Genomic DNA, 11,633 nt, shown 5'->3' with positions numbered 1-11,633 from the left:
ACTTGTAATCATTTTAAAGTCGCCCAGCTATAATAAAGTTGCAGTTAAATATTGTTACCGACTTCCATTCTCATCTCTCATTCACTTAAAACGAAAGTGGTAACAATGTTGTTCAAATAATTAATTATTTTGCTAAAACTTATCGTATCAGATTTAACTGAATTTGCTGGCTTGATAAACCTTGAATTTACCTGTTTGAGCAAGTATTTCATGGCGAGCAAACGCTTTATCTAACCAATCTGGATAAGGTAAGAAGGCATTGGCAACCATTCTAAATTTTCCACCTGGTTTTAGATGATTTGATGCTTGTTTGATGATTGCTTCAGCGGCTGAATAATCCGTTTTTAATCGATCATGAAACGGCGGGTTGCAAATTATCCAGTCATAACTATCTTCAACCGCAGAGTAGATATCACTTGCTATAACATCGCCAATTAAGCTATTTATTTTTATGGTTTCAATAGAGGATGTGACCGCCCCTGCATGAGTATCGCAGAGAGTTAATTTTATGTCAGGGTTTCTCTTGCCAATAACCGTTGCAAGCACACCGGAGCCGGATGCGATATCTAATAATTTACCCTTGATAGGTTTATCAAATGTAGAAAGAAGTAGTTGACTTCCGGCATCCAGCGCTTGTTGACTAAATACGCCAGGTAGGGTTTTGATAGATATATCAGCGACCTTATAGATATTCCACCAATCATTTAAATGAAAGTGAGGTTGTTTTTCTAGCTGCCAATAATAGAGACTACAGCGCCGTGCTGCATCAATTTTGCGTACACTGCCTATTTCTTCTAGAATTTTATTGGCGCTATTTACACCACTACGATTTTCACCAACAATAAAAATATCACTACCTACTGGTAAAACTGAGCAAATATTGTGTAGTTGAAAATGGGCTTTTTGCTTGTTTTTAGGCCAAAAATAGATCAGTGTATTAAATTGTCTCGCCACTGTTTTTTCAAGCGTTAAGTCATAATGGGCTTTTTCGCCTAGCGCTTTGTTAAATGATAACCAGTAGTGATACTGATTAGTTAAAATATGTAAAATTTCAGCCCTCATTTCAGCGCTAATATTATCTTGTAAGTTACCAGCGATTAAAACACGACGGCCGATAAAGTATTCATCATGACGTAAAATCACTTCACTAGCGGGCGTCAGTGACGACATAAATGTTGGCTCCTGTATTAGATTAGGTTTTCTTTTACCAACTATAACTATAAAAGGAAAATATTCGCCGTAAACGTAAAAATATTGCTCATAGGATCGTAAATTTTGATAAATTTGTGAGATATGAACTTATTATCGCTATTGTATCACTATTATTAGCTTTCAATCCAATGGTTACTTGTTATCTATTATTTAGTGATCATATTGTTTCTTGATAACTTAATAATTTGTCTATTTACTCTATTTATTTGCAGTTTAAATTCAGAAAATAAATATAGTTGGAGAGAAAGAGTAATTGTCTTTATATTGCTAAGTTTTGCAATGTTATTATTTTGATTTATATAACTCGGTTTGATATGGTGGGCTCAGTATATATTGTGGTGGAGTAGTTTGATGACGATTAGAGATCAATTACTAAAGCAGATGGGAATTGTGCAATGGATATTACGCGATCCCGCGCTACTATGTGGTGAACATGCAGTGTGTATTCCTGACGCTACCCAATTAATTATTATCGCTGATGAACGCATTGATTTAGGTAACCTTTTTGTCAAAGATATTTTACGAGCGATGATGATAGACAGTCGTCAGGTATGTTGTTTATTAACTAAAGAGATATCGCTGTTACCAAAAGAAATTCTTTGGCCTTGCTGGATCATAGGCAAACAATTACCTGTTAGTTCAAAAAGATGGGTTATCCATACTTTACCATTGCCAGAAATTTATTCTGATCCTCAGTCAAAACGCGCTTTGTGGGCGCAAATATGCCAGCATGAAAATAATTTCGAATTTAGAACAAACTGATTTAGTCTCTGCTTTTGCTATTGAAAACTTGAGTCATGCTTTTCCCTGGAGTGAAAAGGTATTCTACAGTAATCAAGGAAAGCAATATATTAATTTAAAAATTAGTCTTGAAAATCAATTAGTTGGTTTTGTTATCACACAATCTCTGTTAGATGAGGGAACCCTCTTTAATATTGCTATTCATCCTGATTATCAAGGACAAGATTATGGTGAATGTTTACTACGCTATTTGATCGAACATTTGGCAACCAAATATATCAAAACTTTATGGTTGGAAGTCCGGCAATCAAATCATGGCGCAATTCAGCTATATGAAAAACTGGGTTTTCTTATTGTCACAATAAGAAAAAATTATTATCCGGCGGCAAAAAAGCGTGAAGATGCGGTGGTTATGGCGTTAACTATTTTGCCTGATAGTATGCCTGCCTTATAAATTTAAATACTGAATTAAGATAAAAAAATAGTTTAGATTCGATAATAATACCATTGATAAGCGATTAAGTGGTAATTTTTGTATCAATATTCGCTTGATAGGCCTATTTGTAATGAAACAACATAGAGAAATTATCCCGCTTTTTTATAAAAGATTTAAATGTATAGGCGATCAGTGTTTGTCTCATTGTTGTCACGGTTGGACGATTAATATTAATAAGAAGACTTATAAAAAATATAAAACTGCCCATCAAATTGAGATCAAAGAGATCACTGATAAACATCTGATTAAATATCCTAAAGGTAGTGCTATTAACAAATACTCTTTTATTGCACTTGATAAAGAGGACAAATGTCCATTTTTTGGTGGTGACAAATTCTGTCGGATTTACAAAACGTTTGGACCCAGCGCATTAAGCTACACTTTCCAGACTTATCCGAGATTAAAAACACAATTTGATGGTTATACGCAACATTTGTTAAGTTTTTCTTGCCCAGAGGTATAGCTAAGCGACTTAATTTTGATTACACCATATTGAGTGCGAACAAAATATCTGTGTCGCATCCGAGCGCTCTTTTTTTGCATTTAGCTTGTGCCCATTTATGTTCAATTGGATTAAGATCTGGCGAATAGGTAGGCAAATATTCCACCATATGCCCCGCATCGATGATGACTTGTTGAATACTCTGTTTCTTGTGAAAAGTTGCATTATCCATCATGATTACACTGTTTTTAGGAAGTACTGGGATAAGGACTTGGGTGACCCATGCATAGAAAACATCGCTGTTAATATTGATATCAAATAATCCGATAGCAAACAGCGTTGTGCCCAATAAAGCGCCGATAACATTTGTTCTTCCTTTAGCTCCCCAGTTCTTGAGACCAACACACCGTTGACCTTTCGGGGAATAGCCGTGAGTCCGCGGGGTATCGTGTGAAAAACCACTTTCATCAATAAAAACAATATGCTTGCCTTCTTTTTCATACTGTTGTTTTTTGTTGAAACGTTTGTCGAGTGTTTTCGTCGGCTTTCGGATGACGTAGAGTTTTTTATAGGTCAATCCCATTTTTTTAAGAGCTTGCCAAATGGCCTTCTGACAAACGCCAAAACGCTCTGCACGCTCTTTTTGGTAAGCATCTGGATATTGTTCAACATCTTTTATCAACTCGGATTTATCGATTTTTCGCTGACGCGTAGTCGATGCTTTTGGCTCTATTTGATTAATCCAACGCGATACAGATGCAGAGCCAATCCGAAATTGCTTCGCTGTTTCTCGGATACTCAACCCTTCTTCTTCCATCGTAAATATCACTTTACGTCTAAAATCAATTGAATAGCTCATATAAATAATGTCATCAAAATTAAGTCGCTTATCTATAAATGCAAAAAAAGAGCGCTCGGATGCGACACAGATATTTTGTTCGCACTCAATATGGTGTAATCAAAATTAAGTCGCTTAGCTATATTTTGCTGCAACTGCAAAAATTCAGCCTGAATTAGCAATTATTGGTGAACCCAACTTTATTGCGACCGATTCGCGCTCATAAGGGGCATATTGCCAATGCCATTCGTATTATAGCTAAGCGTCTTAATTTTGATTACAAAAATATATATTTTTCTCCAATATAAATCTAATGATATAGAGTAATTACTTGTAATCATTTTAAAGTGGCCTAGCTATACCGGTCAATCTGGCCATTCAAGTGATCCGGAACAGGGTATTAATGCGATTGAGTTAATGCATGAAACCATTAGTCAGTTAATTTTTCTTAGAAATAGACTAAAAACCGATTACCACAACAAGGCATTTGATATTCCCTACCCAACAATGAATTTTGGACATATTCATGGGGGTGATGCCGTAAATCGAATCTCTGGGTGTTGTGAATTACATATCGATATTCGTCCACTACCCGGTCTGTCACTAAAAAATTTGGATGAATTGTTACATGCCGCATTTAAACCGATTAAACATCGTTGGCCTGATCGCTTAATTATCGAGGAACTTCATCCGCATATTCCCGGTCTTGAATGCCAAATAATCATAACATGTTGAAAATAATTAAAAATTTATTAGATAAAAAAGCTCAAACCGTTAATTACTGCACCGAAGAAGCGCCCTTTATTCAAATGCGATGTCCAACATTAATATTAGGGCCAGGTTCGATAGAGCAGGCTCACCAACCTGATGAATTTATTGAACTTAAATATATAAAACCGACAATTGAATTACTTGCACAAATGATATCCCATTTTTGCTTGAAAAAATAAACTACTAAATTGGGAATAAAATAAGACCAGCTCTATCTTTTTTTCGACTACCGCACCATGATTGTGCTTTAATAGCATCCGATTTGCACAAGAATGGTGCAATTTATTATTCAATTTATGATTATTTACTAATAAATCATTAAAAAAGCATCTATTATCAGTTATAAAAATTTGGCATGATTTTCGTATAGTGAATAATTAACAATAGTAAAATTTTTTGGCGCTATGTTCAAAATAGGATCCAATCAGGAGAATCTTTATGTCTGTTAAGTATGTTTTATCCATGATCAAAGAGCACCATGTTAAATATATTGATCTACGCTTTACCGATATCAGAGGTAAAGAACAACATATCACTATCCCTGCTCACCAAATTAACCAAGATTTCTTTGAAGAAGGTAAAATGTTTGACGGTTCGTCAATTGCCGGCTGGAAAGGAATTAATGAGTCAGATATGATGCTTATGCCTGATCCTGAGACAGCAGTATTAGATCCTTTTTTTAGTGATTCAACCCTAATTATTCGGTATGATATCCTAGAGCCCCACACTCATCAGGGCTACGAACGAGATCCACGTTCAATTTCTAAACGTGCCGAAAATTTCTTACGTAGTAGCGGTATTGCAGATACGATATTATTTGGACCTGAACCTGAATTCTTTGTGTTTGACGATATTCGCTTTGGTAACAATATTTCTGGTGCTTATTATCATATCGATGATGTTGAAGCAACCTGGAATTCTGGCGCACATTATGAAGATGGTAATAAAGGCCATCGGCCAAGCGTTAAAGCTGGTTATTTTCCTGTCCCTCCCGTTGACTCTTCACAAAATATGCGCTCCGCTATGTGTTCCACCATGGAGAAAATGGGATTAATTGTTGAAGCACACCACCATGAAGTTGCCACCGCAGGCCAAAACGAGGTTGCTACTCGTTTTAATACCATGACTAAAAAGGCCGATGAAACACAAATATACAAATACGTGGTGCACAATATTGCCCATTCTTTTGGTAAAACAGCAACATTTATGCCAAAACCACTAGTGGGTGATAATGGCTCTGGTATGCACTGTCATATGTCACTGGAAAAAAATGGCAGCAACTTGTTTGCCGGTGATAAATATGGCGGCTTATCTGAAATGGCGCTTTATTATATTGGCGGTATTATTAAACATGCGCGAGCTTTAAATGCCTTTACTAATCCAACCACCAACTCTTATAAACGTCTGGTTCCAGGTTTTGAAGCACCTGTAATGTTGACTTACTCCGCACGTAATCGTTCAGCTTCTATTCGCATTCCAATCGTTGCTAATCCTAGAGCATCGCGTATTGAGGTTCGTTTCCCAGACCCGGCTGCCAATCCGTACTTAGCCTTTGCGGCACAATTGATGGCAGGTCTCGATGGAATTATTAATAAAATTCATCCGGGTGAAGCAATGGACAAAAATTTATATGATTTACCCGCAGAAGAAGCACAAGAGATCCCAACCGTTGCCAGTTCACTGGAAGAAGCACTACAGGCATTGGATGCTGATCGGGAATTTTTGAAACGGGGTGAAGTATTTACTGATGAAACGATCGATGCTTATATCAATTTATTAAAAGATGATGTTCAACGTATTCGGATGGCACCTCACCCATTAGAGTTCGAAATATACTGCAGCGTTTGATAAGCCATTCTCAGCTGAGTATTTTTGTTGTATTGTAATATTTACTTCATCTTTTGATGAGGTTTTTTGCATAAAAATTGAACAAAAATTCTTGGTTTATACTCAAATATGTTAATATGCACTAAAAAGGTGCAGGAGTAAGACCAAGTGAAAATTGATAATTTACCAATTGGCGATCATATTTTAGATTGTTTATTGCATAATATTCTATTACTCGATAATGAACGCATTATCCATTACGCTAATCATGCTAGCCGTCAATTTTTTTTAGCTAGCCCAAGAAAATTACTAGGTACACCACTACCAGTAGTGTTTGATTATTGTTCGCTTAATATGGATTTCATGCAAAAAAATAAAAAATCTAAGCTTTACCGATAATCACGTTACTCTGGTTATTAATAATCACTCTTATATCGTGATTATCAGTGCGCAGCCCATTTCACCATCCTTTATTTTGCTAGAATTTTCGCCAGTTAATCACCATCGCCGTTTAGATCAAGAACAATCATTACAAAGCGCATCACGTGAGTTAATTCGTACTTTAGCTCATGAGATAAAAAATCCATTAGATGGTTTACGTGGAGCAGCTCAGCTGTTAGCCAAAACCCTTTCTAATTCTAATCAGTTGGAATATACCCAAGTTATTATTGAGCAAGCCGATCGCTTGCGTAATTTAGTTGATCGTCTACTTGCCTCCCAACATCCTGGCGCAAAAAAAACAGAATATTCATCAAGTTGTTGAGCGTACTTACCATTTAATATCACTGACACTACCGAAAAATATTAAACTAATAAAAGACTATGATCCCAGTTTACCTGATTTTGCACACTATCCGGAACAAATTGAACAGGTATAGCTAAGCGACTTAATTTTGATGACATTATTTATATGAGCTATTCAATTGATTTTAGACGTAAAGTGATATTTACGATGGAAGAAGAAGGGTTGAGTATCCGAGAAACAGCGAAGCAATTTCGGATTGGCTCTGCATCTGTATCGCGTTGGATTAATCAAATAGAGCCAAAAGCATCGACTACGCGTCAGCGAAAAATCGATAAATCCGAGTTGATAAAAGATGTTGAACAATATCCAGATGCTTACCAAAAAGAGCGTGCAGAGCGTTTTGGCGTTTGTCAGAAGGCCATTTGGCAAGCTCTTAAAAAATGGGATTGACCTATAAAAAAACTCTACGTCATCCGAAAGCCGACGAAAACACTCGACAAACGTTTCAACAAAAAAACAACAGTATGAAAAAGAAGGCAAGCATATTGTTTTTATTGATGAAAGTGGTTTTTCACACGATACCCCGCGGACTCACGGCTATTCCCCGAAAGGTCAACGGTGTGTTGGTCTCAAGAACTGGGGAGCTAAAGGAAGAAAAAATGTTATCGGCGCTTTATTGGGCACAACGCTGTTTGCTATCGGATTATTTGATATCAATATTAACAGCGATGTTTTCTATGCATGGGTCACCCAAGTCCTTATCCCAGTACTTCCTAAAAACAGTGTAATCATGATGGATAATGCAACTTTTCACAAGAAACAGAGTATTCAACAAGTCATCATCGATGCGGGGCATATGGTGGAATATTTGCCTACCTATTCGCCAGATCTTAATCCAATTGAACATAAATGGGCACAAGCTAAATGTAAAAAAAGAGCGCTCGGATGCGACACAGATATTTTGTTCGCACTGAATATGGTGTAATCAAAATTAAGTCGCTTAGCTATATTACTCAATTTAAGCCAAAACGCGATACAAGCAATGGAAGAAAACGGCGGAACCTTGCTTAATTATACGGACTCGCACCGCATTTCAAGTGACATTACATGGAAAAACATATCGACTTGCTGCCCGGATCGATATTGAAGATATAGCTTGGCGACTTTAATATGATGTCATCAAAATTAAGTCGGTTAGCTATAATTGCCAAAGTAAATTCTGTATTTTATCAGTCATCGTCTCGGTCATTAGCTGTTGACCAATAATGACTAACAGCGGTATTGTGCCTGGTGTCATCTCTCGTGATCCCTGTTCCGTTCCATTGTCGGCAGAGGAATAGACCTGACCTAATCCTTTTTTCACTTTGGCGTTACGTTTCATCCAATAAGAACAGCCAAATAGCATCAAGGCTAAGGAACCAAATACAAACCAAGGAAAACCAGGGATAATAGCAAAAACCAATAAAATAGCAGCAGTCAGTTGCAATGACATAGGTTGACTGATTATCTGTTGTACTAAATTACCAGCCAGATTATTCTTTTTCTCTCCGGGTATTCGAGTAACAATTAATCCTGCAGTGATTGAAATAAGCAATGACGGTATCTGCGCAATTAATCCATCTCCTACCGATAAAATAGCATAAGTATTCAATGCTTCCGTTGCTGACATATTATGTAGCAACACACCAATGCCACCACAGATATTGGGCAAAATAACAATTACGCTCGCAATGGCGTCGCCTTTGACAAATTTCATCGCATCATCCATGGCACCATAAAGCTGGTTTTCCTTTTGTACCAATGCTCTTTGGCGTTTGGCTTCAGTGGCATCAATAATCCTTGCCCGCATGTCACCATCAATACTCATCTGCCTGCCAGGCATACCATCAAAAGAAAATCGGGGACTTACTTCAGCCACAGGTTCAGAGCCTTTAGTAATAACAATGAACTGTACGATAGTGATAATGGCAAAAATAATGATACCAACCCCAAGATTACCGCCAACTACAAAATTACCAAAGGTATACACTATCTCACCGGCATCATGTTGTAATAAGATCAAACGGCTAGTACTGATAGTCAATGCTAAACGATACAATGTGGTTATCAGCAACATGGATGGAAAGGCAGAGAAGTCAAGCGGATCACGAATATAGATTGCCATCATAAATAAAATGATCGACAACCCTAAATTAATCGCGATTAATACGTCAATTAAGGGAGTTGGCAGCGGCAAAATCATCATGAATACTGACAACACATGAATACTGACAACATTAGCATGGCGCTAAAGATAATATCTTGACGTCCTGCAATTTTAGATAGCCAACGAGTGATTGACATTATCAGCCGGCTCCTTTAGGTAACTGTGAAAGAAATTGACGCTGCCTTTGACACAAACGAAATAAAAAAAGACCATCACTCTCTTTTGGGCACCATGCGCTCACATAGGGTCGGTGGCGAATAATAAATACTCGGTGCGGAATCCCCCAAAAGCGCTCTGGTTGATTAAGTTTTAATGCTGACAAGAGATCAAAATCACCCTCTTTTAACAACCAACTGGTTATAAGAAAACGTTCTTCAATAATTTTAATACGTAGACCAAAAGGTAGCCAATGGCACTCAATTGCCGTTGAAATTTCGACTATTCTGTGATTGAACAAAGAGAAAAAATGTTCAAGATTATGAGCCAGTTGCAATTTCATTATCTTCCCTCTTTACTATTCATTAAGCATGCTAGAGGAAGCTCTGGCTTCGTATCCGGTAAATACCTGAAATAACTTCACGGCAAGTAAAATAAATTTTACTCCAACAAGGTTAAAATTAACAAAAAAATATTTACAGCCACAATACAATGATCAATACAGCGAAACTAGTTTGATTAAATCAATCAGTTATTTTAAATTACGTTAATCTATAATGACTTCAAGCAGTTAAATAACCTTTATATGCGGCTGATAAAATCAGTCGACAACAAGTTTAGATCGGACAAGTGCCTCATCAATTTCAGCCAAACAATTTGTCAATTCCTGACCCTCTAGTTCTTGCCAACCGTTTAATTTTTGTGCAACCGTGGCCAAGTAATTCAGCTCGCGCTTTTTGCTGATTGCGGGCTAATTGCTGCTGTGTTTCATTCCCCTAGTTTTCCAGTTGGCACACAAAAAAATGCGCCTGATCTTGCTCTGCTACCTGCTTAAGTGAAATATATTTTTCAATATCGACTAACTGAATATCTAAATGTTTAGCAACAGTTTTACCCTGATATTGCTTGTCGACAAATTGCTGTAACGCTTCTGGGATACGCTGTTCAGTCATATTATCTTGCGCAAATTCAGATGCCTGACGAAAACCTAGGAAGTTGCTATTTTTTAGTAAACTTTAACCCACTATAGCCAAAGTAACCACCTACTGTAGCGGCTAACAATGCACCTAAGCCTAAAACTGCTAACCCTACTCCGCCTTTTCCTAGCGTGAATAACACCATAGCAGCTGCAACGATAGCAGAAATAGCTGCTGTACCGGCAATTGCCCGCGATACTAAACAATTTTGCTTTAACATTCATTTGCCGCCAAAAATTAGTGGTATACTGCCACTAACGGCGAAAAGCTCCGACTTTATTAGTTTCAAAACAATCACGAGCCAAGTTACCAATATCTTGCAATAACTGGCGTTTCATCATATAACTGACTACCGAAGTAGCTCGATCTTGAAAACTACCCTGTTCACGAATGCCGAGCATCAATGCGTTAACCATCACTTCAGTATTAGGATGCGCTGATATTGTTGAGGCTATTTTCTGTTCCGCCCAAGTGTGAACAAAGCCGCCTATCATACTGTGGTTACCCAACCGGTAGCAAAAAACGGGGCCAGTGAACTAACTAAACCACTTTGGACACCACCTGTGATGCTACCGGCAAGATAAGGTAATAAATGGGTAAAATGTAATAGAGCGATCACTTCAGGCGTCATTGAATATGATGGCTGTAAAGGGAGTAGCTATCGGGTACCCATAAGAATATCTTTAACTTGATTTTCTACCGTCGCACTTTGCCAAACAGAACTAACAGCAGCCGCCAGATCGGCACCGAAGCAACCACTATTAGCGCTAATAATTTGATAAGCATGGGTAATATCCTTGGCTAGTGTTTGTGATTCCATCGAATGTGCCATTACCCAACGATGAAAACCACTAAATGCCGCTGAAATCCCCTGATATTTATCTGTATCAAGTGCGTCGGCAAGTCGAGAGGGATTAAGTACTTGCAATAGCGCTTAATAAGCCTCTGTCAATGTTATGCATGCCATTTTTTGCTAGTTGGTGCTGTGTAAAATCAAGGTTCGAAAATCAGGTCTAAATTCGCCTAACCATCCTCCCCAATCTCCGGTAATATTTTGCACCACCCAATACTGCCATGCTTGCACATTATAGTAATCACCCTGCTCTGGATATCCGCCCATTTTATTTGCCTGTCTATCAAAACGAACCAGCAACAGGAAAGCAGCCTGATATAGCTAAGCGACTTAATTTTGATGACATTATTTATATGAGCTATTCAATTG

At 37.6% G+C, this 11,633-nt stretch carries 16 protein-coding genes and 5 pseudogenes; 11 read left to right on the top strand and 10 right to left on the bottom strand.

Features of this window, described 5'->3' with window-relative positions:
• Nucleotides 1–153: 153 nt before the first annotated feature.
• Nucleotides 154–1,170 carry a 16S rRNA (guanine(1207)-N(2))-methyltransferase RsmC gene (gene rsmC / locus ARSQ2_RS03005; protein WP_181994306.1) on the bottom strand — a complete coding sequence of 339 codons (1,017 nt, stop codon included), beginning with the start codon at nucleotides 1,168–1,170 and terminating at the stop codon, nucleotides 154–156.
• A 375-nt stretch (nucleotides 1,171–1,545) separates the two neighbouring features.
• Here rsmC and ARSQ2_RS03000 point away from each other — a divergent pair, with 375 nt between their 5' ends.
• The 3 genes from ARSQ2_RS03000 to fliB all read left to right on the top strand — a co-directional run bounded on the left by ARSQ2_RS03000 (nucleotide 1,546) and on the right by fliB (nucleotide 2,912).
• Nucleotides 1,546–1,974 (top strand): DNA polymerase III subunit psi, encoded by a 429-nt coding sequence (locus ARSQ2_RS03000; RefSeq protein WP_238334279.1) that lies wholly within the window; start codon nucleotides 1,546–1,548, stop codon nucleotides 1,972–1,974.
• Nucleotides 1,943–2,407, top strand: coding sequence for a ribosomal protein S18-alanine N-acetyltransferase (gene rimI, locus ARSQ2_RS02995; RefSeq protein ID WP_181994304.1), 465 nt, complete (start codon nucleotides 1,943–1,945; stop codon nucleotides 2,405–2,407). The genes ARSQ2_RS03000 and rimI overlap by 32 nt, the downstream gene beginning before the upstream one ends.
• A gap of 112 nt (nucleotides 2,408–2,519) precedes the next feature.
• The gene (fliB, locus tag ARSQ2_RS14590; RefSeq protein WP_181994303.1) at nucleotides 2,520–2,912 is read left to right on the top strand and encodes a flagellin lysine-N-methylase; all 393 of its coding nucleotides are present in this window, start codon (nucleotides 2,520–2,522) and stop codon (nucleotides 2,910–2,912) included.
• Here the strand turns inward: fliB and ARSQ2_RS13530 are convergent.
• Nucleotides 2,870–2,992, bottom strand: a complete 123-nt coding sequence (locus tag ARSQ2_RS13530; RefSeq protein ID WP_255487241.1) for a hypothetical protein — start codon at nucleotides 2,990–2,992, stop codon at nucleotides 2,870–2,872. The two genes, fliB and ARSQ2_RS13530, sit on opposite strands and share 43 nt — an antisense overlap.
• The gene (locus ARSQ2_RS02985; RefSeq protein ID WP_181994302.1) at nucleotides 2,932–3,750 is read right to left on the bottom strand and encodes an IS630 family transposase; all 819 of its coding nucleotides are present in this window, start codon (nucleotides 3,748–3,750) and stop codon (nucleotides 2,932–2,934) included. The genes ARSQ2_RS13530 and ARSQ2_RS02985 overlap by 61 nt, the downstream gene beginning before the upstream one ends.
• Nucleotides 3,751–3,898: 148 nt before the next feature.
• Here ARSQ2_RS02985 and ARSQ2_RS12380 point away from each other — a divergent pair.
• The 8 genes and pseudogenes from ARSQ2_RS12380 to glnL form a co-directional block, all read left to right on the top strand.
• Nucleotides 3,899–3,986: pseudogene (locus ARSQ2_RS12380) on the top strand (hypothetical protein); the annotation flags it as partial.
• A gap of 106 nt (nucleotides 3,987–4,092) precedes the next feature.
• Nucleotides 4,093–4,679 (top strand): annotated as a pseudogene (locus ARSQ2_RS02975) (M20/M25/M40 family metallo-hydrolase); the annotation flags it as partial.
• A 259-nt stretch (nucleotides 4,680–4,938) separates the two neighbouring features.
• Nucleotides 4,939–6,348, top strand: coding sequence for a glutamate--ammonia ligase (gene glnA / locus ARSQ2_RS02970; RefSeq protein ID WP_181994300.1), 1,410 nt, complete (start codon nucleotides 4,939–4,941; stop codon nucleotides 6,346–6,348).
• A gap of 147 nt (nucleotides 6,349–6,495) precedes the next feature.
• Nucleotides 6,496–6,726 carry a hypothetical protein gene (locus ARSQ2_RS12375; protein ID WP_238334278.1) on the top strand — a complete coding sequence of 77 codons (231 nt, stop codon included), beginning with the start codon at nucleotides 6,496–6,498 and terminating at the stop codon, nucleotides 6,724–6,726.
• 163 nt (nucleotides 6,727–6,889) lie between these two features.
• A pseudogene (locus ARSQ2_RS15205) lies at nucleotides 6,890–7,202 on the top strand (histidine kinase dimerization/phospho-acceptor domain-containing protein); the annotation flags it as partial.
• A 35-nt stretch (nucleotides 7,203–7,237) separates the two neighbouring features.
• Entirely contained in the window at nucleotides 7,238–7,522 is a 285-nt protein-coding gene (locus ARSQ2_RS02960) for an IS630 transposase-related protein (protein WP_181995190.1), read from the top strand.
• 94 nt (nucleotides 7,523–7,616) lie between these two features.
• A complete protein-coding gene (locus ARSQ2_RS02955; RefSeq protein WP_238334280.1) occupies nucleotides 7,617–8,057 on the top strand; it encodes an IS630 family transposase in 441 nt (146 codons plus the stop codon).
• Nucleotides 8,058–8,078: 21 nt separating this feature from the next.
• Nucleotides 8,079–8,223, top strand: a pseudogene (gene glnL, locus ARSQ2_RS12365) (nitrogen regulation protein NR(II)); the annotation flags it as partial.
• A 53-nt stretch (nucleotides 8,224–8,276) separates the two neighbouring features.
• Here the strand turns inward: glnL and ARSQ2_RS02950 are convergent.
• From ARSQ2_RS02950 to ARSQ2_RS02920, 7 genes and pseudogenes are all read right to left on the bottom strand, one after another.
• A pseudogene (locus ARSQ2_RS02950) lies at nucleotides 8,277–9,415 on the bottom strand (FHIPEP family type III secretion protein); the annotation flags it as partial.
• 2 nt (nucleotides 9,416–9,417) lie between these two features.
• A complete protein-coding gene (locus ARSQ2_RS02945) occupies nucleotides 9,418–9,777 on the bottom strand; it encodes a hypothetical protein (protein WP_181994299.1) in 360 nt (119 codons plus the stop codon).
• Between the two features lie 433 nt (nucleotides 9,778–10,210).
• Nucleotides 10,211–10,387 (bottom strand): hypothetical protein, encoded by a 177-nt coding sequence (locus ARSQ2_RS02940; protein WP_181994298.1) that lies wholly within the window; start codon nucleotides 10,385–10,387, stop codon nucleotides 10,211–10,213.
• Between the two features lie 46 nt (nucleotides 10,388–10,433).
• Entirely contained in the window at nucleotides 10,434–10,631 is a 198-nt protein-coding gene (locus ARSQ2_RS02935) for a hypothetical protein (protein ID WP_181994297.1), read from the bottom strand.
• Between the two features lie 34 nt (nucleotides 10,632–10,665).
• Nucleotides 10,666–10,830: a hypothetical protein gene (locus ARSQ2_RS02930; RefSeq protein ID WP_181994296.1), complete on the bottom strand. Its 165-nt coding sequence runs from the start codon at nucleotides 10,828–10,830 to the stop codon at nucleotides 10,666–10,668.
• 239 nt (nucleotides 10,831–11,069) lie between these two features.
• Nucleotides 11,070–11,339: a hypothetical protein gene (locus ARSQ2_RS02925; protein ID WP_181994295.1), complete on the bottom strand. Its 270-nt coding sequence runs from the start codon at nucleotides 11,337–11,339 to the stop codon at nucleotides 11,070–11,072.
• Between the two features lie 45 nt (nucleotides 11,340–11,384).
• Nucleotides 11,385–11,531: a hypothetical protein gene (locus ARSQ2_RS02920; protein WP_181994294.1), complete on the bottom strand. Its 147-nt coding sequence runs from the start codon at nucleotides 11,529–11,531 to the stop codon at nucleotides 11,385–11,387.
• Nucleotides 11,532–11,633: the final 102 nt, after the last annotated feature.

The sequence above is a fragment of the Arsenophonus endosymbiont of Bemisia tabaci Q2 genome (assembly GCF_902713415.1).
In the GTDB taxonomy this organism is placed as follows: domain Bacteria; phylum Pseudomonadota; class Gammaproteobacteria; order Enterobacterales; family Enterobacteriaceae; genus Arsenophonus.
Note: the sequence above shows the minus strand (reverse complement) of the source record. Positions and strands in the feature narration are given on the sequence as shown.

Bases quoted from the DNA above. Each gene is read 5' to 3' on its own strand.
- rsmC (WP_181994306.1), bottom strand. From the start codon at position 1,170: ATGTCGTCACTGACGCCCGCTAGTGAAGTGATTTTACGTCATGATGAA.
- rimI (WP_181994304.1), top strand. From the start codon at position 1,943: ATGAAAATAATTTCGAATTTAGAACAAACTGATTTAGTCTCTGCTTTT.
- fliB (WP_181994303.1), top strand. From the start codon at position 2,520: ATGAAACAACATAGAGAAATTATCCCGCTTTTTTATAAAAGATTTAAA.
- ARSQ2_RS13530 (WP_255487241.1), bottom strand. From the start codon at position 2,992: ATGCAAAAAAAGAGCGCTCGGATGCGACACAGATATTTTGTTCGCACT.
- ARSQ2_RS02985 (WP_181994302.1), bottom strand. From the start codon at position 3,750: ATGAGCTATTCAATTGATTTTAGACGTAAAGTGATATTTACGATGGAA.
- glnA (WP_181994300.1), top strand. From the start codon at position 4,939: ATGTCTGTTAAGTATGTTTTATCCATGATCAAAGAGCACCATGTTAAA.
- ARSQ2_RS02960 (WP_181995190.1), top strand. From the start codon at position 7,238: ATGAGCTATTCAATTGATTTTAGACGTAAAGTGATATTTACGATGGAA.
- ARSQ2_RS02945 (WP_181994299.1), bottom strand. From the start codon at position 9,777: ATGAAATTGCAACTGGCTCATAATCTTGAACATTTTTTCTCTTTGTTC.
- ARSQ2_RS02940 (WP_181994298.1), bottom strand. From the start codon at position 10,387: ATGACTGAACAGCGTATCCCAGAAGCGTTACAGCAATTTGTCGACAAG.
- ARSQ2_RS02935 (WP_181994297.1), bottom strand. From the start codon at position 10,631: ATGTTAAAGCAAAATTGTTTAGTATCGCGGGCAATTGCCGGTACAGCA.
- ARSQ2_RS02920 (WP_181994294.1), bottom strand. From the start codon at position 11,531: ATGGGCGGATATCCAGAGCAGGGTGATTACTATAATGTGCAAGCATGG.